At 70.5% G+C, this 21879-nt stretch carries 18 protein-coding genes; 13 read left to right on the top strand and 5 right to left on the bottom strand.

Translation table 11 applies throughout. The features are described from left to right. Positions 1 to 10: 10 nt before the first annotated feature. A complete protein-coding gene (locus E7742_RS12185; protein ID WP_137799183.1) occupies positions 11 to 1231 on the bottom strand; it encodes a molybdopterin molybdotransferase MoeA in 1221 nt (406 codons plus the stop codon). A 63-nt stretch (positions 1232 to 1294) separates the two neighbouring features. Here E7742_RS12185 and moaA point away from each other — a divergent pair, with 63 nt between their 5' ends. Continuing rightward, positions 1295 to 2374, top strand: coding sequence for a GTP 3',8-cyclase MoaA (moaA, locus tag E7742_RS12180; RefSeq protein ID WP_137799182.1), 1080 nt, complete (start codon positions 1295 to 1297; stop codon positions 2372 to 2374). A gap of 22 nt (positions 2375 to 2396) precedes the next feature. Continuing rightward, a complete protein-coding gene (locus E7742_RS12175) occupies positions 2397 to 2666 on the top strand; it encodes a MoaD/ThiS family protein (RefSeq protein WP_137801178.1) in 270 nt (89 codons plus the stop codon). Between the two features lie 4 nt (positions 2667 to 2670). Here the strand turns inward: E7742_RS12175 and E7742_RS12170 are convergent, their stop codons facing one another. Then, entirely contained in the window at positions 2671 to 3435 is a 765-nt protein-coding gene (locus E7742_RS12170; RefSeq protein WP_137799181.1) for an SDR family oxidoreductase, read from the bottom strand. Between the two features lie 21 nt (positions 3436 to 3456). Beyond that, positions 3457 to 4302, bottom strand: a complete 846-nt coding sequence (nadE, locus tag E7742_RS12165; protein WP_137799180.1) for an ammonia-dependent NAD(+) synthetase — start codon at positions 4300 to 4302, stop codon at positions 3457 to 3459. A 113-nt stretch (positions 4303 to 4415) separates the two neighbouring features. Here nadE and E7742_RS12160 point away from each other — a divergent pair, with 113 nt between their 5' ends. Then, positions 4416 to 4979, top strand: a complete 564-nt coding sequence (locus E7742_RS12160) for a nucleosidase (protein WP_137799179.1) — start codon at positions 4416 to 4418, stop codon at positions 4977 to 4979. On the opposite strand, the gene E7742_RS12155 is transcribed toward E7742_RS12160, so the two are convergent. Continuing rightward, on the bottom strand, positions 4976 to 5599 hold the full coding sequence (locus E7742_RS12155) for a nucleotidyltransferase family protein (RefSeq protein ID WP_217497508.1): 624 nt from the start codon (positions 5597 to 5599) through the stop codon (positions 4976 to 4978). The two genes, E7742_RS12160 and E7742_RS12155, sit on opposite strands and share 4 nt — an antisense overlap. Next, positions 5596 to 6798, bottom strand: coding sequence for an MFS transporter (locus E7742_RS12150; RefSeq protein ID WP_137799178.1), 1203 nt, complete (start codon positions 6796 to 6798; stop codon positions 5596 to 5598). The genes E7742_RS12155 and E7742_RS12150 overlap by 4 nt, the downstream gene beginning before the upstream one ends. A 143-nt stretch (positions 6799 to 6941) precedes the next feature. Here E7742_RS12150 and E7742_RS12145 point away from each other — a divergent pair, with 143 nt between their 5' ends. The 10 genes from E7742_RS12145 (at position 6942) to E7742_RS12100 (ending at position 21879) form a co-directional block, all read left to right on the top strand. After that, the gene (locus E7742_RS12145; RefSeq protein WP_137799177.1) at positions 6942 to 8369 is read left to right on the top strand and encodes an amidase; all 1428 of its coding nucleotides are present in this window, start codon (positions 6942 to 6944) and stop codon (positions 8367 to 8369) included. Beyond that, on the top strand, positions 8354 to 9466 hold the full coding sequence (locus tag E7742_RS12140; RefSeq protein ID WP_137799176.1) for an XdhC family protein: 1113 nt from the start codon (positions 8354 to 8356) through the stop codon (positions 9464 to 9466). Before E7742_RS12145 ends, E7742_RS12140 begins: the two co-directional genes overlap by 16 nt. Positions 9467 to 9565: 99 nt before the next feature. Next, the gene (locus E7742_RS12135) at positions 9566 to 11203 is read left to right on the top strand and encodes a helix-turn-helix domain-containing protein (protein ID WP_137799175.1); all 1638 of its coding nucleotides are present in this window, start codon (positions 9566 to 9568) and stop codon (positions 11201 to 11203) included. A gap of 178 nt (positions 11204 to 11381) precedes the next feature. Then, positions 11382 to 12812: a uracil-xanthine permease family protein gene (locus E7742_RS12130; protein ID WP_137799174.1), complete on the top strand. Its 1431-nt coding sequence runs from the start codon at positions 11382 to 11384 to the stop codon at positions 12810 to 12812. Positions 12813 to 12899: 87 nt separating this feature from the next. Continuing rightward, complete coding sequence (locus E7742_RS12125) at positions 12900 to 13811, top strand: FAD binding domain-containing protein (protein WP_137799173.1); 912 nt, start codon at positions 12900 to 12902, stop codon at positions 13809 to 13811. 2 nt (positions 13812 to 13813) lie between these two features. Beyond that, positions 13814 to 14458 carry a (2Fe-2S)-binding protein gene (locus E7742_RS12120; protein ID WP_137799172.1) on the top strand — a complete coding sequence of 215 codons (645 nt, stop codon included), beginning with the start codon at positions 13814 to 13816 and terminating at the stop codon, positions 14456 to 14458. Beyond that, a complete protein-coding gene (gene cutA / locus E7742_RS12115; protein ID WP_137799171.1) occupies positions 14455 to 16959 on the top strand; it encodes an aerobic carbon-monoxide dehydrogenase large subunit in 2505 nt (834 codons plus the stop codon). The genes E7742_RS12120 and cutA overlap by 4 nt, the downstream gene beginning before the upstream one ends. After that, positions 16956 to 17636, top strand: coding sequence for an SRPBCC family protein (locus E7742_RS12110; protein WP_137799170.1), 681 nt, complete (start codon positions 16956 to 16958; stop codon positions 17634 to 17636). The genes cutA and E7742_RS12110 overlap by 4 nt, the downstream gene beginning before the upstream one ends. Before the next feature lie 188 nt (positions 17637 to 17824). Further along, positions 17825 to 19927 (top strand): hydantoinase/oxoprolinase family protein, encoded by a 2103-nt coding sequence (locus tag E7742_RS12105; RefSeq protein ID WP_137799169.1) that lies wholly within the window; start codon positions 17825 to 17827, stop codon positions 19925 to 19927. After that, a complete protein-coding gene (locus E7742_RS12100) occupies positions 19924 to 21879 on the top strand; it encodes a hydantoinase B/oxoprolinase family protein (RefSeq protein ID WP_137799168.1) in 1956 nt (651 codons plus the stop codon). Before E7742_RS12105 ends, E7742_RS12100 begins: the two co-directional genes overlap by 4 nt.

Below are 21879 nucleotides of genomic sequence, written 5' to 3'. Positions count from 1 at the left end.
TTCGGGTCACTCACTGCAGGGGCCACACCTTCACTCGATCACCCGCCGCCAGGGACGTGACGGCGGCCGGAACGTCTATCAGCACGTCTGCCCAGGCCAGCGCCGCCACCAGGTGCGACCCCGGTCCCGCGACGACTTCGACGCCGGAGCCGGTGCGGCGGCCGCGCAGGAACTGCCGCTTGCCGGGCACCGACGTCACCGCGTGGTCGAGGACGGACTCGGCGTGGGGGACCGGTGGCAGACCGGCGGCGCGCCGCAGCAGCGGCCGCAGGAACACCTCGAACGAGACCAGCGTGCTGACCGGGTTGCCGGGGAACGTGAGGATCGGCATTTCGTCGACCAGCGCCAGGCCCTGCGGGCCGCCCGGCTGCATCGCGACGGGCCCGAAGCGGGCACCGAGTTCGAGCAGCACGTCCTTGACGACCTCGTAGTCGCCCATCGACACGCCGCCGGAGGTGACGACCAGTTCCGTGCGCGCCACCGCGCGCCGCAGCGCCGCGCGGAAGGCGTCGGGCTCGTCGCTGCTGCGGTCGACGATCGCCACTTCGGCGCCGGCGGCACGCAGGCTCGCCGCGAGCGTGGGCCCGTTGGAGTCGTAGATCTGGCCCGGCCTCACCACGGCGCCCGGCTCGACGAGTTCGGCGCCGGTGGTGATCACCGCGACCCGGGGCCGGGTCCGCACGGCCACCGAGGCCAGCCCGACGGCGGCCAGGACGCCCAGGTGGCGCGGGCCCAGCTCGGTTCCGGCGGACAGCAGCAGCGTCCCGGTCCGCACGTCGCTGCCACGCTCGCGGACGTAGTCGCCCACCGCGCGGGACCGACGGATCGTGACCTTGTCGTCGACTGTCTCCGTGTCCTCCACGGGGACAACGGCATCCGCGCCGTCGGGCAGCACCGCGCCGGTCATGATGCGGACGGCCGTCCCCGGCACGTGCGGCGCCGGTTCGGCCGGGCCGGCCGGCACCGTCGCGACGATCGGCAGCGTCACCGGGACGGCGGTGAGCGAGGCCGCGTCGACCGCGAATCCGTCCATCTGCGAGTTCCGGAACAGCGGCAGGTCGACGGGGGCGGAGACGTCGTAGGACAGAATTCGGCCCAGCGCCTCGTCCAGGCGGATCGTCTCCGACGGCCGGGTCAGCAGCGGCTCCAGGAGTTCGGCCACCTCGGCGGCGTGCTCCTCGACCGATCGAGCAGTGCTACCCCGGCCCGAGTGCCGCTGCGCGTGTGCCATGAGAGCCAATCCTAGGCATCCATCGCCGCGCTCGCGGGCCGTGTCGGCGGCATACTGGGGGACATGACGACAGCGGCGCGGACGGCGACGGTGGTGGACGTGGGAATCCCCACCGTGCGGTCGGCGGCGCCGTCCACGGACGGGCGGCCGGACGTGCCCGAACTGGTGGACGGGTTCGGGCGGGTCGCCCGGGACCTGCGGGTGTCGATCACCGAGAAGTGTTCGCTGCGCTGTACGTACTGCATGCCGGCCGAGGGGCTGCCCGCGATACCTGCCCGGGACCTGCTGACCGCCGACGAGATCGTCCGGCTGGTCGGGGTGGCGGTGCACCGGCTCGGGGTCCGAGAGGTCAGGTTCACCGGTGGCGAGCCGCTGATGCGCCGCGACCTCGAGGCCATCGTGGCCGGGTGCACCGAGACGGTGCCGGGGATTCCGCTGTCGATGACGACCAACGCGGTCGGTCTCGAGCACCGCGCCGACGCCCTCGCGCGTGCCGGCCTCTCGCGGATCAATGTCTCGCTGGACACGGTCGACCGCCGGCACTTCGCCGAGCTGACCCGGCGCGATCGCCTCGACTCGGTGATCGCGGGGATCCGCGCCGCTCGACGCGTCGGTCTGGCGCCGCTCAAGATCAATGCCGTGCTGATGGCCGAAACGCTCGACGGGGCGGGTGATCTGCTGCAGTGGTGCCTGGACGCGGGCTGTGCGCTGCGATTCATCGAGGAGATGCCGCTCGACGCGGACCACGAATGGGCGCGGGCGAACATGGTGGACGCGCAGACGCTGCTGCGCGTGCTCGGCGAGCGCTTCGAGCTGCAGGAGGTGGGACGCGAGGAACCGTCCGCGCCCGCGGAGGAATGGCTCGTGAACGGCGGCCCGGCCACGGTCGGGATCATCGCGTCGGTGACCCGTTCGTTCTGCGCGGACTGCGACCGCACCCGGCTCACCGCGGAGGGCACCGTCCGGTCGTGTCTGTTCAGCGACCGGGAACTGGATCTGCGGGGCGCGCTGCGATCCGGCGCCGACGACGAAGACCTCGCGCAGTTGTGGCGCGCGGCGATGTGGAACAAGTGGGCCGGACACGGCATCAACGCGGCGGGCTTCGTTCCGCCGCAACGCAGTATGGGAGCGATCGGTGGCTGACAGGACAGAGGTGGCCGAGGCGATGGACGCGGTACGTGCGACGCCGCGGACGGTCGAGGTGCGGTACTTCGCGGCCGCCGCCGAGGCGGCGGAGCGGCCGGACGAGGTGCTGTCGCTGCCCGCGGACGCCGACCTCGCCGATCTGCGGTCGGTGCTGGTCGAGCGGTACGGGCCACGGATGGAGAAGATCCTCGCAGTGGCGGCCTATCTCGTCGACTCCGAACTGACCCGGGATCCGGCGCGACCGGTGGGCGCCCAGGTGGACGTGCTGCCGCCGTTCGCGGGCGGGTGACCGGTCAGCGGCGCGCCAGCCACTGAGCGAAGGTGACGGTTCCGAACCGGTTGTCCGGCACCAGGTTGCGTCCCTCCCGCCAGAAGGCGCCCATGCTGCCGGGCATCCGGATGTTCGTCACCCGGCCGCGGGCTCCCGTCGCGTCCTTCCAGGCGACGGCCATCTCGCGCATCGTGAGAATCTCGGGCCCGGCCACGACGGTCGGTGCCGCGGCGGGCCGAACCATGCCGGCAGCGTCGGCGAGCGCGCGGGCCACGTCGGAGGTGTCGATGGACTGGAACCGGGTGCGGGTGAACGCCGGCACGAGGCCCAACTTCGCGGCCGGTGCGCAGATCATGGGAACGAACTCGTGGAACTGGGTGGCGCGCACGACGTGGGTCGGCAGGGCCGCTTCCCGATACAACCGCTCCTGCTCGGTCTTGGCTCGGTAGTACGCGAATCTCGCCGTGTCGACGTTCACGATCGACAGCAGCACCGCACGGGCGACGCCCGCCGCGGCGGCCGCGGTCAGGAGGTTCGCGGCGCCGTCGGTCAGTACGGCACGCGTCCGTCGGGTCTTGCCGTCGGTCGTGTCGACGACGACGTCCACGCCGTCGAGCGCCTCGGCCAGCCCGACCCCGGTGAGCAGGTCGCCGACGACGTGCTCGATACCGTCACCGGTCCCGCCGCGCCGACTGAGGACGCGCACGGCGGCGCCGCGACGGACGAGTTCGGTGGCCACGGCCCGGCCCGCCACTCCGGTTCCGCCGGCCACCAGGTACGTCGTCATCGCGTCTCCCGGACGTCGCGGTCAGTCCTCGCGCCACCAGCTGTCCTGCGGGCTCACCGGCACGGTGCGCTTGTGCCGGGTGTTGCGGTACATGGTCTGCAGGTGGTCGACGACGTCCGCGCTCACGTCCTTGCCCTCGAGGAAGTCGTCGATCTGCGCGTAGGTGACACCGAGGGCAACCTCGTCCGGCAGCGCCGGCCGATCGTCCTCGAGGTCGGCGGTCGGCACCTTCTTCCACGTGCTCTCGGGCGCGCCCAGTTCGCGCAGCAGCGCCGCGCCCTGCCGCTTGGTCAGGCCGGACAGCGGGGTGATGTCGACGCCACCGTCGCCGAACTTGGTGAAAAAGCCCGTCAGGGCCTCGGCGGCGTGATCGGTGCCGACGACGAGATGGTTGAGTTCACCCGCGATCGCGTACTGGATCATCATGCGTTCGCGGGCTTTGATGTTGCCGCGCACGAAGTCCCGGATCTGACCGCGGTCGTCGAGCAGATCGCGCATCGCCCCCGACGCCTCCGCGGCGGTCGCGTCCGCGCCCGGCTTCACGTTCACGGTGAGGGACCGGTCCGGACCGATGAACTTCATCGCCACCTGGGCGTCGTCCTCGTCGACCTGGGCCCCGTACGGCAGTCGCACCGCGACGAACTCGGCGGTCCCCCCCTCGGCCCGCACCTCCTCGACGGCCAGCTGCGCGAGGCGCCCGGCCAGCGTGCTGTCCTGACCGCCGCTGATGCCGAGCACGAAGCCCTGGGCCGGGGTCGACCTCAGATAGTCCGCGAGGAACCGGACGCGACTGCGAACCTCGGCGGCGGGGTCGATCGTCGCCTGGACTCCGAGTTGCTCGATGATCTGTGCACGCTCAATCGCCATGGCAGAACTGTAGCGAGCACGGGCCGAGTGCGCACAGGTCTCGACGGCCGGGAAGGATGTGGTGCGGCGTCGGGTCGGCGCCGGTCGGCACGGGTCGGATGGGGAGAGTTCGCATGAGTGGTCCCGGCGTTCTGGTGGTCAGTGCCACCGCGGGGGAAGCGGCGCACGTGCCGGATTCGTTCGACGTCGTGGTCACCGGAATAGGCAAGGTCGCGGCGGCGGTCGCCGTCACGCATGCGCTCGCGCGGTACCCGTCGGAGTCGATGCCGCTCGTCGTCAACATCGGTACCGCCGGTGCCCTGCACGCGCATCACGGCGGCCTGTACCTGCCGTCGGCCGTGCTCAATCACGACATCAGCAGCGAGGTGCTGCGCTCGCTCGGCCATCCGGTGCGCGACGTCGTCGAGATCGAAGGCGGTGACGGCTCGGTCCTCGCGACCGGCGATTCGTTCGTCTCCGACGTCGAGGTGCGCGACGCCCTGGCCGCGCGTGCCGACCTGGTCGACATGGAGGGGTTCGCGGTCGCGTTCGCGTGCGATCGGCTGGGCGCCCGCTGTCGGCTGGTCAAGCACGTGAGCGATCACGCGGACGACTCCGCGATGGACTGGCCGGCGCAGGTGGACGCCAGCGCACGCGTGCTCGCGGACTGGCTGACCCGGACGTTCGGACCGCGCTAACCGGGCTCGTCGGGACGGTCCCGGTCCCGGCCGGTGGCCAGGTCGCCGCACGGGACGGCGGCCACCGCGGCGCGGTGCGTCCGCAGATACTCCCGCGCGCCCGCGTCGCCGGCGGCGCGGGCCGCGATCGGCCCCCAGTGTCGCCGCCCGAGGACGACGGGGTGCCCGGGCGTGGCACCGAAGTACGCGCGGGCCATCCCGCTCGGTGTGCTCGTGGCGGCGTCGATGGTGCGGGCGACGACGTCGGGCCCGACGTCCGGCAGATCGACGAGATGGACGACGACGTAGTCCGCGTCCGGGTCCTCGGCGACCACATCGAGTCCGGCGCGCAGCGACTCTCCCATGCCCTCGGCCCAGCGCGGTGCGTACACCGCCTCGGCCCCGGACGGCAGCGCGGCGCGGGCGGCGCCCAGCACGACGAGCACGCGGCCGCACCCGCCGGACCGCAGGGCGTGGACCGCAGTGCGGAGCCACCGGCCCTCGTGGGCAAGCACTTTCGGGTAGCCGTAGCGACGCCCGGCTCCCGCGGCCAGAAGCAGTCCGACGACGTGGTCCGTCCGGGCTCCGGGGACGGCGCCCTCGCCGGTCCCCGGCACCGCGGTGCCACCGCCGTCGCTCATCGGCCGACCGGCGAGACGTCGTCGCGGCGTGCGGGGCGGGCGCGGGGAGCGGGTGCGGTCCTCGCGACCAGGACCGACGCGGTCATCAGGACGGCGATCGCGGCGAAGCACGTCCCGTACCCGATCCGCGGCGCCAGGACGGAGACGAGGAACGGTAGCGCGAATCCCAGGTAGATCAGGCAGTAGTAGACCGCGACCGACTGTGCGAGTTCGTCCTCCGGCGCGAGTCGTTCGACCGCGACCAGGCCGGAGATCAGGAGCACGCCGTAGCACGAGCCGAGCAGGAGCGCGGCCCCGAAGACCGCGACGACCGCGACGGCGCCGTCGGTGTGGACGACGACGCCGGCCGCGCCCAGCCCCAGCACACCGAGCACCGCTCCCGCCGGCGCCCCCCACTCCTCGCGGTGCTCGAGGAACCGCCGGGCCCACGGCTGGATCACCGCTCCGGTGATCATGGTGAGCGCCGCGATCGTGCCGGTGAACGCGATCGACACCGCACCCAGTGACTGCTCCACGCGCGGCGGGAGCGTGGCGAAGGAGATGGTCGCGGTGCCGAACACCCACGGCGTCCAGGGAACCACGCCCCGAAGGAAGGGCGCCGTCGACAGCGCCGTCACGCGGGTGACCGCCGGAGTCGTTCGGGCGGTGCGTGTCTCGGGCACCGGCCACACCAGCGCCAGGGCGGCGATCATCAGCGCGATGTGGATCACGTACGGCGACACCTGAGGTGCGGGCAGCCACTGCGCCACCACGCCGGCGAACAGCGCGCCGCACCCGAAGCCCGCGGACAGGGACACCGCGGCCCGGCGCGCGCCGGCGCCGGCGGGTGCCCGGGCACTGAGTTCCTTCATCCACGCGGTGCCCGCACCGAACGCCATGCCGGACGCGACTCCGGCCAGCACCCGCCCGACGTAGAGCAGTTCGGGACTGAGGGGACCGAGCAGAAGGACGAGCGAGGAGACCACCGAGACCGGGATCATCGAGCGGATGACCACCCGGCGTCCCGCGCGATCCGCGACGCGGCCGAAGTACAGCAGCGCGGGAACGAGGCCGAGCACGTAGGCGCCGAGCATCGCGGTGAACGATCCGCTCGTGAGCCCCAGGTGCCGGCTGTAGACGAGCTGCATCGGCGCGAACTGGTTGGCTCCCCAGCTCACCGCGAACAGGGCGACGGCGAGACGCAACCACGGGGCAGGCATGGTCCGATCCTCGCAGAGGTGTGGAGCGTGGGGAGTATCAACTGTTCACAGCCCGGGTGTCGTCTTGCTGTGAAACCTGGCCGTTTCGCGCCGGTTACGCCAGCCCTACCGTGTGCTGCACCGACGATGCCGGAGGAGGCGCCGTGGCAGGATTCGGAGGCGGTCGGATCGGATCGACCGCGCGTGACATCGCTCGCGCAGTAACCGGACGCGAGGTATCGGCGCGCGCCGTGATCGAGGAGCACCTGGACCACATCGAAAACTGCAACCCCCGGTGGAACGCGGTGGTCACGGTGCCGGCGGAGCAGGCGTTGGCGGCGGCGGACCGCCTCGATCGCCGGCTGGCCCACGGTGACCCGGTCGGCCCGCTCGCCGGTGTGCCGTTCACCGTCAAGGATCTGATCGCCACCGCCGGCGTCCGGACGACGGCAGGGTCGCGGGCACTCGCGGCGAACGTGCCCGCGGCCGACGCCCCGGCGGTGGCGGCGATGAAGGACGCCGGCGCAATCCTGGTGGGCAAGACCAACACCCCGGAGTTCGGGGCGAGCGGTCTGACGCACAACGACCTGTTCGGCTACACCCGCAACCCCCTGGGCACCGAAGCGGACCCGCGCTCTCCGGGCGGGTCGAGCGGCGGGGAGGCGGCCGCTCTCGCGGCCGGGATGAGCGCGGTGGGCCTCGGGACCGACTTCGGCGGCTCCGTCCGCTGGCCCGCGCACTGCACCGGCCTCAGTTCCATTCGCCCGACGTCGGGCCGGGTGAGCGCGGACGGCCAGTACCCGGGAGTGGCCGCCGGCGACCGGGTGCTGGCCAACCCCGCGACCGTGCACGGCGTCGTGCAGACGATCGGCCCGCTGGCGCGGACCCTCGACGACGCCGCGCTGGTCCTGCGGGTCGTGTCGTCCCGTCGGTTCCGGTGGGCCGATCCGGCGGACGTGGAGGTGGACGGGCTCGACATCACCTGGGCGCGCGGGGAGGGCACCGTTCCCGTCGAAGCGGAAATCGTTGCCGCGGTTGCGGAGACGGCCGGCGGACTCGGGGCCCGACGGTACGCGGGTTCGGCCCTCCCGCGGGCGAACGACCTGTTCGGACGACTGCGCGCCACCGAGACCGCGGCGGACATCGAGGCGTACGGCGCACCGTCCGACTTCGGGGCGAATATCCGGGCGATGCTGGCGGCGGGGTCGGGACGACGAAGCCACCGCGACGTCGAGGAGTTGTGGGCGCAGCGAGCGCGTCTCACCGCCGGGCTGCTCGACGAGATGGGAGACGTCCTCGTGCTCCCGGTCGCCTCGATCACCGCGCCCCCGCTCGGGCTCGAGACGTTCACGGTCGACGGCCACTCGCTGACCTGGCAGGATGCGCTCGCATGCTGTCGGGCGATCAGCGTCACCGGACTTCCGTCCGTCGTCGTCCCGGTCGCGACGGCGTCCGACGGGTTGCCGATCGGCGTCCAGGTGATCGCGCGGCCGTGGCAGGAACACGTCGCACTCGCCGTGGCGCACAGTGTCCGCCGGACCAGTACCTACCGATCATCACACGAGGAGGCTTCGCGATGCGCGACATCCTGACGGAACTCACGGCGTGGTTCGACCGGGGCGAGGCGTTCGCGCTCGCGACGGTCGTGCGCACGTGGAAGTCGTCACCACGCACGCCCGGCGCGGCGATGGCGGTGTCCACGGCCGGCGAGGTCCTCGGCAGCGTGTCCGGGGGATGCGTCGAGAGCGCCGTGTACGAGTCGGCAATCGAGGTCCTCGCCGACGGATGCAGCCGGACGGAGGTGTTCTGCGTGGCCGACGACGATGCCATCGGGGTGGGGCTGACGTGCGGCGGGACGATCGAGGTGTTCGTGCAACGGGTCGACCGTGCCGCGTACCCGCAGTTCGCCGAGGTGGCACGCCTCGTCCGCGAGGGTGAGCCCGTCGCGGTGGTGACCGCCACGGATTCGGGGCGGCCGGCTCGCCACACCGTGGTCACCGCGGCCTCCTCGCGGGGGGCGGTGGAGGTGGCCGAGTCGGAAGTCGCCGACATCCGCTCGCGGTCGGCGGCAGGCACGTCGACGGTCTACGCGTTCGAACCGGCGACAGGGTCGTGCGCGTCGGCCATGGTCGAGGTGTTCGCGCCGCGGCCGCGGATGTACGTGTTCGGCGCGGTCGACTTCGCGGCGGCGATGTGCACGCTCGGCTCCTTCGCGGGCTACCACGTGACCGTCGTGGACGCCCGCCCGGTGTTCGCCACCCGGGCCCGGTTCCCCGGCGCGGACGAGGTGGTCGTGATGTGGCCGCACCGATTCCTCGAGGCCGCGCCCGTCGACGCGCACACGGTGATGGCCGTTCTCACGCACGACGAGAAGTTCGACATTCCACTGCTCGAACGCGCGCTCCGCTCGGACGCCTCGTACGTGGGGGCCATGGGCAGTCGGGCCACCCACGAGCGCCGCGTCGCCTTGCTGCGGGAGAGGGGCCTGACCGACGACGAACTGGGCCGACTGCACTCGCCGATCGGCCTCGACCTCGGCGCGCGAACGCCCGAAGAGACCGCGGTGTCGATCCTCGCGGAGATGATGAAGGTGGCACGCTCGGCAACGGCACTCGAACTGCGTGATCTCGACGGCCCGATCCACCGGGACCGGCGGAGCGATGTCCGCCCCGCGGACTGCCCGGCTTGAGCGCTGGACTTCACCGCCCTCGGGAGAGATGATCTCGAAGTCCGTGTGGCGCGCTGCCGAGTTTCGGGGGCGCGCAGATCAGAGGAGCAGGGTGGTGCGGTGACGGCGTCGAACACGTTCGCACCGGTTCCGCTCGATACCCTGCTGGCATCCGGACTCCTGCCCGGAGCGGCGCTGGTCACCGAACGTCCGGCCGCCGCGGGGGCGATCACGAACGTCGCCGTGATGGCAGTACCGGACGTCGGGCCGTGGCTTCGCCGCGACCAGCTGCTCGTCACGTCCGGCAGCGTCCTGGCGCGGCTGGCGTCGGTGTCCGACTTCGTCGCCCGGCTCGACCGACGCGGTGTCGCCGCTCTCGCGGTGCGGCTGGACACCGGCCCCGACCTTCCGCGCGAGCTGGCGGACGCCGCGACCGAGGCCGGAATCCCCGTGGTGACGTTCACGGCGGCCTGCTGTTCCGGGCACGAGATCTCCCGGTCCCTCGACCGCATGGCGGCCCGCCAGATCGACGCGGTGTTGGCCGCCGACCATGTGCGGCACGATCTGATGTCGGTGGTGATGACGGGCGGTGGTCACCGGGAGCTCGCCGCGGCGCTCGCGCGGGCGCTCGGTGGCGCGGTGCTCGTCACGACTCCGGACGGCCGGCAGATCAGCCGGGCCGGGGAGGACGCCGATCTGTGCCGGCTGACGGCCAGTAGTGCGCTCGACGCGACGGGACGGCTGCGGACGGACTCCGTGGAGGGCGGGCTGGGGCGGCGTGAGCTCGGCAACGGGTTCATCGCCGTCTCCGCGGTCTCCGCGAACGGCATCGATCACGGACGGCTCGCGTTCTTCACGGCGTCCCGCTCACTGGCCGACGAGGAGTTGTACCTCGTCGAGCGGGCCGCGGAGGTGTGCGCGCTGGTGGTGACCCGCGAACTCGCAGTCGCGGCCGTCGAGGAGAAGCATCGGGCGAACTTCGTCCGCGACCTGCTGCGTGGCCGTGGCGGCGACCCCGACCGGGTGGTGGCGCACGCCAGGACGTTCGGGTGGGATCTGTCGCGCCCGATCGTCGTCCTCGCGATCGAACCGGACCCCGTCGACACGGACGCCGCCGCGGCCCCGAACCGGATGCCGGTCGTCGAGAGGCAGGCGCGAGCGTTCTCCGGCGCCGTCGCGGCGCGTGATCCCGGGGCGGTGGTGACCGCGCTCTCGACGGAAACCGTGGTCCTGATGGGGGAGGGCGCCGACACGATGACCCTCGTCCACGAACTCGTCGCCCACGTGCGCGGCGCGGGCGGCGGGGGCCGTCGGCCGTTCGGTGTGGGCGTATCGCGCGTCTCGGCCTCCGTGGACGACCTTCCCGCGCTCTACAGCCAGGCGCGGACCGCGCTCGAGGTGGGTCGGCGCATCTCCGGGGAGTGGGCCGTGACGCACTTCGACGAGCTGGGGGTGTACCGACTACTCAGCCTCGTCGACGAACCCGAGGAGCTCGAGTCCTTCGCGCGGGAGACGTTGCGGGAACTCACCGAGGACACCGCCGAGGCGCAGGACATGCGCCGCACCCTCGAGGTCCTTCTGGCGACGAACATCAACATCGCGGAAACCGCGCGGCAGTTGCACTTTCACTACAACACCCTGCGCTATCGGGTCGTGAAGCTGGAGAAGATGCTCGGGCCCTTCACCGCGCACCCCGCTCTGCGTCTCGATCTCTCACTCGCGCTGAAGATCATCGCCATGCGTGGCATCAATTCCTAACATTGCCAATATCTTCCGTTCCGCACTGGCACATTGCTCTCACGCCGCCGCGATAGCGCTGTATTAGCGTTTCCCTCCTATCGAGGTGCAACTGTGAGCTGCAGCACACCGTGGACGGGTGTGTCGGCCCCGGCCCGTGGTCGCAGCAGGCACCGCCCTTCGTTCGAAAGGCCCGAGTATGCCCATGTGGACGTTGCACGGAGACGGTAAGACCATCGAACCGGGACAAGTGGTCGCGCCCGATGAACGATTGACCTGGGGCCGCACGATCGGGCTCGGCGGACAGCACGTCGTCTCCATGTTCGGCGCCACGTTCGTGTTCCCCATCATCATGGGACTCAATCCGCAACTGGCAGTGATGTTGTCGGGGTTCTGCACGCTGTTCTTCCTGCTGGTGGTGAAGGGCCGGATCCCGAGTTACCTCGGCACGTCGGCCGCGTTCGTCGGCGGTATCGCCGCCATCCGCGCGCAGGGCGGTACCTCGGCCCAGGTGACCGGCGCGATCATGGTGTCCGGCCTGGTGCTCGCCGCGATCGGTGTGGCCGTCCACTTCCTCGGCGGCGGTGTCGTGTTCAAGATCCTTCCCCCCGTCGTGACCGGTGCGGTGGTCATGCTGATCGGCTTCAACCTGGCGCCGGTCGTCGCCGGCACCTACTGGCCGCAGGACCAGTGGGTGGCGCTGATCGTGATGGTCGTGCTGGTGGTGTCGAGCGTGGTGCTCCGAGGGTTTCTGGGCCGGGTCGCGATCTTCCTGTCCCTGTTGTTCGGGTACGGACTGTCCTGGGTGCTCGACCGATTCGGGCCGGTCACGTCCTACGATCCGACGGCCGGCGAAGTCACCGAACACTTCCGCGTCAACTGGGACGGTGTCGCGTCCGCGCCCTGGTTCGGGTTGCCGCCCTTCTCGGACGAGGCCAACGGCGTCGTGGGCATCCACGCCCCGTCGTTCAGCCTCACGTTCATCGTCCTGGTCCTGCCCGGAGTCATCGCCCTGATCGCCGAGAACGCCGGCCACGTGAAGGCCGTCGCCGAGATCACCGGGACGGATCTCGACCCGATGATGGGACGCGCGCTGGCCGCAGACGGTTTCGCGACCGCCATCGCCACCGGCGTCGGCGGCTCGCCCACCACCACGTACGCGGAGAACATCGGCGTCATGGCGGCCACCAAGGTGTACTCCACCGCGGCGTACGCCGCGGCCGGGGTGATCGCGATGCTGCTGGGATTCTCGCCGAAGTTCGGAGCCGTCATCTCCGCGACCCCGGGAGGTGTCCTCGGCGGCATCACCGTCGTCCTGTACGGCATCATCGGCCTGCTCGGCGCCAAGATCTGGAAGGAGAACGGTGTCGACTTCGGCAACCCCCTCAACCTGATGCCGGTCGCCGCCGGTCTGATCATCGCGATCGGCGACACCACGCTGAGGTTCACCGACACCTTCTCGCTCAGCGGCATCGCCCTCGGCACGATCGTCGTCATCGTGATGTACCACCTGTGCCGCGCGATCGCGCCCCGGGACACCGACACCGAGCCCACTCGCCCGACGAATTCGGCGCCCCAACCGGACACCGACCCCGACGAGGGCGCGCGTGTCCCGGCCCCCTCGGTGTGACCTGGAATACATCTGCCATCGCCGAACTGTCAGGCTTGTCACATTTTCACGAAACGTCGCGCTCTGGATGCAGGCAGGATTTGAGAGATGAAACCGTCGCCACTGACTTACCACCGGCCCGGGTCGATCGACGAGGCGTGCACGGTATTGGCGCAGGTAGCGCACGAGGGCAAGGTACTCGCGGGTGGGCAGTCGCTGATTCCGCTGCTGTCGATGCGGCTCGCGGCGCCTGCGCACCTCGTGGACATCGGTGCCCTCCCCGACCTGGACGCCGTCACCGCCTCCGGACAGTCGGGTGTCACGTTCGGGGCGCTCACCCGCCACGCGGCCCTCGAGGCCGACCCGGCCGCAGCGCGCGTGCAACCGTTGCTCGGCCGCGCCCTACGCCTCGTCGCGCACCCGACGATTCGCAATCGCGGCACGACCGTCGGTTCCATCGTGCACGCCGACCCCTCGGCGGAGATGCCGGCCGTGGTGGCGTTGCTCGGCGGGACGGTGACGGCGCGGTCCGTCCGGGGCACCCGCGAGATCCCCGCGGCCGAACTGTTCGTCGGACCGCTCGAATCGGCGCTCGAGCCGGACGAGATCGCCACGAGTGTCACGGTGCCGGCCGCGCGCCCCGGCGTCGGTACCGCGATCGACGAGATCGCCCGCAGGCACGGTGACTACGCGCTCGTCGGTGTGGCCGCGCAGGTCCGCGTCGAGGGCGGTGTCGTCACGTCGGCCCGCATGGCGTACGTGTCCGCGGGCGAACTCGGCGACGTCGTCGACTACACCGACGTTCTCGGCGGCGCGTCCGCGAGCGACGCCCGGGATCCGCTGTGGCAGGCGCTGTCCGAGAGGGCGCGCGAGACGATCGAGACCGAGGCCGACATCCACGCCACGGCCGGGTACCGCTCGCAGTTGGTTGCCGCCCTGACCGCACGTGTCGGATTTGCCGCGGCGCAGGACGCGACGAGTGTCCGCGTGAACGAACTGGTTTCGGTGGGAGGAGCGTGAGGATGACGAAGACGACACGGGGCATCGACGAGCAACTCGCCGACCTGCAGGAGGAGACCGGCGAACAGCATGTGGCGGTGACCTTCACCCTGAACTCGGTGACCCAGACGGTGATCCTGCCGTCGAGGACGCTCGCGTCGGACGCGATCCGGCATCACCTCCGCCGGACCGGAACCCACGTGGGATGCGAGCACGGCGTGTGCGGCGCGTGCACGGTGCTGCTCGACGGCAAGCCGGTGCGATCGTGCCTGGTGCTCGCGGCGAGTCTGGAGAGCAGGTCCGTCACGACGGTGGAGGGCCTCGTCGAGCCCGACGGGACATTGCATCCCGTGCAGCAGGCATTCGTCGACTGTCACGGTCTCCAGTGCGGTTTCTGCACACCGGGATTCGTGACGACGATCGCGGCGTTCCTCGAGGAGAATCCGTCCCCCACCCGGGAGGAGGCGACCGAGGCGATTGCCGGCAACCTGTGCCGGTGCACCGGGTACCAGAACATTCGGGCGGCGGTCCTGCGGGCGGCGGAGATCACGCGCGAGCGTGCGGGTGGCTCGCCCCTGGGGCCCGACGACGCGGCCGCCCGGGCCTCCCTCGAGGGCAAGGTCCGCGGCACCACCGCGCCGGTGGGCGGAAAGGCGGGACGGGCATGAGCGTCACCAAACCCCAGCCCGCCGAGCGCCCCGCCACGGCCGCGGCGTCCGAGGTGGCGTCCGAGCCGGACCGGTACTTCGGCAAGCCGATTCCCCGGAGTGAGGACGCGCGCCTGCTCAGCGGCAACGGGCGGTACCTCGACGACCTCGGCCACAATGCCCTGATCGCGGCCTTCGTACGCTCACCGCACGCGCACGCGCGGATCACCGGGATCGACACCGATGCCGCCTCGGAGCTGGCCGGGGTGCACGCGATCTACACCTACGAGGACCTCGAGGCGGACTCGGCCGGTATGGCGGAGAACCTGCCGCTCCTGATCCCGCACCCCGCGATCACGGCACCCCGCAACGGGTATCCGCTGGCCAAGGACGAGGTCAACCACGTCGGCGAGGCCATCGCGATGGTCGTCGCGGACAACCGGTACATCGCCGAGGACGCCTGCGCGCTGATCGAGGTGGGCTACGAGATGCTGCCGCCCGTCGTCGGCATCGACGTGGCGCGCCGCGCCGAGAATGCCGTCCACGCCGATGTCCCCGACAACGTCGCCGCGCACCTGCAGCACGGCTTCGGTGACGTCGACGCCGAGTTGGCCTCGGCCCCGCACCGGCTGACGTTGGACCTCGAGATCGAGCGGTCCGCCTCGATGCCGATGGAAGGCAAGGGCGTCTACGCGCGGTGGGACGACGACGAGCAGACCCTCACCTTCTGGACCTCCACACAGACGTCGACCTCGGCGCGCGCCGCCATCGCGGCGCGACTGAACATGGCGCACAACAAGGTGCACTGCATCGCGCCCGACGTCGGTGGCGGTTTCGGCGTGAAGATCGTGCACCCCTGGCCGGAGGAGGTGATGGTCACGTGGGCCGCACGCCAACTCGGCCGCGCGGGAATCTCCAGTGAGGTCAAGTGGGTGGAGGACCGCCGCGAACATTTCGTGTCGAGCGCTCACGAGCGCGGCCAGCTCCAGCAGGTCACGGTCGGATTCGACGACGAAGGCAGGCTGCTGGCCTTCGACTTCACGTTCTGGCACGACAACGGCGCGTACCTGCCCTACGGCATCATCGTCATGCTGAACACCTCCACGCAGGTGCTCGGGCCGTACAAGCCGAGATCCTTCCGGGTGGACGCGTACTCGCTGTACACCAACACCGTGCTGGTGACGCCCTACCGGGGTGCGGGGCGCCCCCAGGCCGTGTTCGCGATGGAACGCTCGATGGATGCCATCGCCCAGTACCTCGGCAAGGACGTCCTCGCGGTCCGTGAGGCCAATCTCATTCGGCCGGAGGAGATGCCGTACGACTTCGGTCTGATGTTCCAGGACGGGCGGCCGCTCATCTACGACACCGGGGACTACCAGGCCGGGATCGACAAGCTGAAGGAGCTGATCGACTGGGACGGCTTCCCCGAGTACAAGCGGCGAGCCGAGGCGCAGGGTCGCACCGTCGGTATCGGCGTCGGCGCGTACGTCGAGGGCACCGGGCCGGGACCGTACGAGGGCGCCCACGTCCTCGTCGAGACCTCCGGGAAGGTCAAGGCCGCAACGGGTCTGACCACGCAGGGCCAGGGACACCAGACGTCCTTCGCGCAGATCGTCGCCGACGATCTGGGGGTGCCCGTCTCCGACGTCGAGATCGTCACGGGCGATACCAGACGGTTCGGGTACGCCGTCGGCACGTTCGCGTCACGCGGTGCGGTCATGTCGGGTTCCGCCTTCCACGTCGCGGCGCAGATGGTCGCGGAGAAGGCACGGAAGATCGCCGGTGAGCACCTGCACCTGGATCCGGACGATCTGGAACTGCGCGGCGGGCACGTCTGCCGGAAGGGCACGGAACCCGGTGCCACCGGCACGTCGATACCGCTCGGTGTGGTCGCGGTGCTGTCGAATCCGCTGCGGTACGCGTTCGACGAGTCGTCGCGGCAGGCGACGGGATTCGCGTCCACCGAGACGGACATGACCGTGCCCCCGGTCCGGGAAGGCGAACAGCCGGGCCTGGAGGCCACCGGCTACTACTCGCCGCCGACGTCGACCTTCGCGTCCGGTGTGCACGCCGCGATCGTCGAGACCGACCCGGTCACCGCCGAGATCCACGTGCGGAAGTACGCGGTGGTGCACGACTGCGGCAACGTCATCAATCCCCGCATCGTCGAAGGGCAGGTCGAGGGCGCTGTCGCGCAGGGGATCGGCGGCGCGTTGTACGAGAGGATCGTCTACGACGAGCACGGGCAGATGCTCAACGCGTCGTACATGGATTTCCTGATGCCCTTCGTCACCGAGATGCCCGACTCCCTCGACATGGACCACACCGTCACCCCGTCCGGTCTCAATCCGCTCGGCATGAAGGGCGCCGGCGAGGCTGGCGTGATCCCGACGTCGGCGGTCATCGCCGCCGCGATCGAGGATGCCGAGGGCATCCCGATCCGGTCCATGCCGATATCACCTTCCGAGTTGTTCGAGCTGCGTCTGACGCACGCAGCGTCCCAGAGCGAGGAGAACGAATGAGAATCGCCGGCACCGCGCAGCTGTTGGCTCCGCCCGAGGTCGTGTACGACAACCTGCAGGACGGGCGTGTGCTTGCCGCCACGATCCCGGGCGTGCAGTCGCTCGAGCAGCTCGCCGACAATCACTACAAGTTGTCGATCACGGCGGGCGTCGCCTCCATCAAGGGCACCTACGACGGAGAAGTGATTCTGTCGCAACAGAATCGGCCGGAGTCCTTCGTGCTCACCGCATCCGGCTCGGGCGCCCCGGGCACGGTGAAGGCCGACGTCACGGTGCGGCTCGAAGAGTGCGAGGGCGGCGGCACTCTGCTGAGCTACGACGCCGATGCCGTGGTCGGCGGCATGGTCGGTGGCGTCGGCCAGCGCATGATCACCGGTGTGGCCAAGAAGATGGCGGGCGTCTTCTTCAAGGGCATCGACGGTGTGATCGTCGACGGCATACCGGTGGCCGAGGCCCCGGCGGACGTCGTCGAAGCAGCCGAGATCGTCGCGGGTGCCTCGCCGGCCGCGCCCGTGGCGTCCGCGGCGCGCGCGGTCGGGGTGTCGGCCGTCCCCGCTCGGAGCGGCGAGTCCGTCTCCGCCCCAGCACTGTTCGCTTCGGCGGCGGTGGGGGCCGCGTTGGCCCTCACCGGCGTCGTGGTCGGCGGGATCCTCGCGCGCGGCGGCGCGCGAAGGTAGCCGTTCGAGCGAACGGCGGGAGCAGGCGCCCCGGGCTACGGCCCGGGGCGCCGTCGTCTGTGCAGCGGTGTCGTCAACCCCCAACGGGCACCGTCGGGTTCGGCGAAATGTGACAAAGAATCCGCGCGATCGAGCGGGTGGAATGGGAGCACGCAGGTAGGAACGGGCGAGACCAGCCAGGAGGCAGCGTGGAATCCAGGAAGATCCGGGTCGGCATCGACACCGGCGGCACATTCACCGACGTCGTGGCAGTGGACGAGGAGTCCGGGGCCGTCGTCACGACGAAGACCCCGTCCACGCCCGCGGATCCGGCGCTCGGATTCCTCGCGGGGATCGAGAAGGTGCTCGCGCAGCTGGGGGAGACCGGTGATGCGATCGGTGCCGTCAGTCACGGCACCACGGTCGCGACGAACAAGCTGCTCGAAGGGAAGGTGGGGCACCTCGGCTTCATCACCACCGAGGGCTACGAGCACGTGCTCGAGATCGCCCGCCAATCCGTCCCGGACGGATACGGCAACTCGTACTTCTGGGTCAAGCCCGACCGGATCGTCCCTGCCGACCGCGTACGCACCGTCCGTGGCAGGCTTGCCTTCGACGGCAACGAGATCCGCCCGTTGAACGAGGACGACGTGCGTTCGGCGGCCCGCTTCTTCGCGGACCGAGACATTCGGACGATCGGCGTGTGCCTGATGCACTCCTACGCCGACCCCAGCCACGAGCGGCGTGTCCGGGACATCCTGCTCGAGGAATTCCCCGACGCGACCGTGAGCATCTCGAGCGAGGTGCTGCGCGAGTATCGCGAGTACGAGCGGTCGATCACCACTCTCGTCGATGCAGCGGTGAAGCCGAACATCCGGAACTACGTCAACAACATCGCGACACGCCTGCGGGAGTTCTCGTCCGTCGAGGGGGAGCGGCGCGACATTCCGTTCTACGTGATGAAGTCGAACGGAGGCGTGCTGTCCGCCAAGGAGGTTGTCCACCAGCCGATCACGACGGTCCTGTCCGGGCCGGCGGCGGGCGCCCTCGGCGCGGCACTCATCGCCAGTGTGGCCGGCGTGGACCAGGTGCTCACCTGCGACGGTGGCGGCACGTCCACGGACGTGACCGTCGTCGTCCGTGGTGAGCCCGCACTCACCACCGAGGGACGGGTGGGCGTGTACCCGTCGAAGATCCCGATGATCGACGTGGTCACGGTCGGCGCCGGCGGCGGCTCGATCGCGTGGATGACGCCCGAGGGGACGCTGCGCGTCGGTCCGCAGTCGGCGGGGGCCGACCCGGGCCCGCTGTGCTACGGCAAGGGCGGCAGCGAGCCGACGATCACGGACGCGCACGTGCTGCTCGGCCGGATCCCTCCGCACCTGCTCGGCGGCGAGATCCCGCTCGACACCGAACTCGCCCGCAAGGGCGTCGAGGAGCTGGCCCGCACGTTGGGCCTCGACTTCGAAGCGTGCGCGACGGGCATCCTCGAGGTCTCGGCCTGGAACCAGGCCAACGCGCTGCGCCAGATCACCGTCAAGCGCGGGCTCGACGTGCGCGACTTCACGCTGGTGACCTTCGGCGGATCCGGCTCGCTGCTCGCGTGCCGGCTCGTCGACATCCTCGGACTCCGCGATGTCCTGATCCCGCCGAATCCGGGCAACGTCTCCGCGTTCGGTCTGCTCACGGTCGACGTGCGCAACGACTACGTGCAGACCCACGTCTCCAGGCACGACCGGTTGAAGGCCGACGCGCTGCAGTCCGAGTTCGACGCTCTCGCCGCGGAAGCGGAGCGCGCGCTCGCCGACGAGGGATTCGCGTCCGATCAGCGCCGCTATGCGCGCTCGGCCGACCTTCGCTACCTCGGCCAGGCGTTCGAGGTGCGCGTCCCCATCGGCGACGGTCCCGTCACCCGGACCCTCATGGACGAGGCGGCCGAGCGATTCCATCAGGCCCACCGCGAGCTGTACGGCTACGACTTCCGGGGAGATCCCCACCAGCACGTGGAGTGGGTGAACCTCCGCGTGAGCGGTATCGGACCGATCAAGCGCCCCGAGCTCACCGAGATCCCCGCCGGGCAGGGGGCTCAGAGCGCCGTCACCGGCACGCGCCCGGCCTACTTCGACGAGTGGGTCACCACCGCGGTCTACGACCGCACGAAGCTCGGGGCAGGTGACGAACTCGACGGTCCGGCGGTGATCGAGGAGTTCAGCTCCACCATTCCCGTCCATCCCGGATTCCGGGCACGCATCGACGCGTTCGGGAACATCCGCATCGCCAAGACGTCCGACTCGAACGGAGTGAACCGATGACTGCCATCACCGAGCCCGCTGCCGTGCAGGCGAGCAAGCCGTACCGGTTGAGCCCCCTGGACGGGGCAGCGCCCGATCCGGTCCTCGTGGAGATCGTCGCCGGTTACCTCGCCAGCGTGGAGATGGAGGTCGAGACGTCGATCTCGAGGACGTCGCGGTCGCCGATGATCCGCGACGCACACGACTTCCGCGCCGGCATCCACGACCGGAACCTGCGCAAGCTCACGGGCCGCTCGTACTCGGCGCTCGTCCACCCGGTCGCACGGGACTTCCCGCTGGAGACGATGAATCCCGGAGACGTGTACTTCCACAACGACGTCTACCTCTCCGAGGGTGGCATCGGTCACCTCCCGGATCTCTGCGTGACGGTGCCCGTCTTCGCCACCCGGCCCGGCGACACCGAGCCGTCCGTCGTCGCCTTCGTCCAGGCCTTCGGTCACCACGACGACATCGGTGGCTGCTGCCCGGGGTCGATGCCGTCCGGCGCGACCACGGTGTACGAGGAGGGGCTCATGGTGCCGCCGATCAAGCTGTGGGACCGCGGTGTGCCCAACGAGGCGGCGTTGCGCATCATGACCCGCAACTCGCGGATGCCCGACGCACTCGCGGCGGACCTCGACGCGGAGTGCTCCGCCTGCCTGATGGGGGCTCGGCGCCTGACCGAACTGTTCGAGCGCTACGGCGTCGAGACGGTCGAGGCGTGCTTCGACGCGATGATGGATGCCACCACGGAGACCTACCGGCGGGAGATCCTCAGCAAGATCCCGGTGGGCGAGTACACGTGGGAGGACTACGCCGAACACGACGGCGTCGACGAACCGAAGTTGCACACCCAGCGGATCACCCTGACCAAGACCGGCCCGGAGGACGCGGGCGGCGAGCGGCTCATCCTCGACTTCACCGGCACCGGTCCGCAGGCGAAGGGGCCGATCAACCACTGCGGCGACTACGCGGACGGAAACTTCCTCGTCAAGTGGCTGGCGCCGATTCTGCGCAATCTCGCGGACACCCCCGAGCGCATGGCGGAACTGGACGTCAACGAGGGCGTGGTGCCGCTGATCGAGATGAAGTTCCCCGAGAAGGGCACACTGATCACCCCGATCTTCCCGGCCCCCACGAACGCGCGCACCTTCGTGATCCTGCGTCTGCTCGGCGTTCTGGCAGGTGTGGTCGCCAAGGCCGTCGACGGGAACATGCCGGCCGACCAGGAGACGATCCGCTACACCGGCGTCTACGGCGAGGACTTCGAGGGGCACTCCTACCTCATGCGTGAGGTCCTCGGTGGCGGCTCCGGCGGCCGGCACTACGCCGACGGCGAGGACACGATCCACGTGGTCCCCGATTCCCGGAACCTGCCGACCGAGTTCACCGAGAGCCGCTTCCCCTTCATCGTCGAGAAGCTGGGCCTGGCCATCGATTCCGGAGGCGCCGGCCGCTACCGCGGCGGACTCGGGTACGAAAAGCACATCCGCATGCTCAAGGATGCGCACTTCATGTCGATCGCCGACCGCTCGATCCTGTCCTGCTGGGGAGTCAAGGGCGGCAAGGCCGGACGCCCCTTCTCGGTGGTCCTCGATCCCGGCGGGCCGAACGAGCGCGAGTTCGACGCCCTCACCGACGCGGAACCGATCAAGGCCGGAGAAGTGGTCCGGATCCGGACCACCGGCGGTGGCGGCTGGGGCGATCCGTTGGACCGGCCCGTCGAGGAGGTCGTCCGGGACGTGTTGTGGCGCAAGGTGTCTCCGGACGGCGCCCGCAACGATTACGGCGTGGTGCTGGCGCCGGAATCGACGACCGACGAGCCGATCGTGGATCTCGTCGCGACGACGCACCTGCGGGAACGGATGCGGACCGAGCGCAGTGACGGCGAACCGTTCTTCGACCGCGGCCCCGGCTACGAACGACTCTCCGGCGGGGCGAAGTTCGCCGAGTACGACTTCGTCGGGAGCTGA

The sequence above is a fragment of the Rhodococcus sp. SGAir0479 genome (genome assembly GCF_005484805.1).
Taxonomy (GTDB): Bacteria; Actinomycetota; Actinomycetes; order Mycobacteriales; family Mycobacteriaceae; genus Prescottella.
The sequence above is the reverse complement of the archived record's forward strand: the minus strand, read 5'-3'. Positions and strand labels throughout refer to the sequence as shown.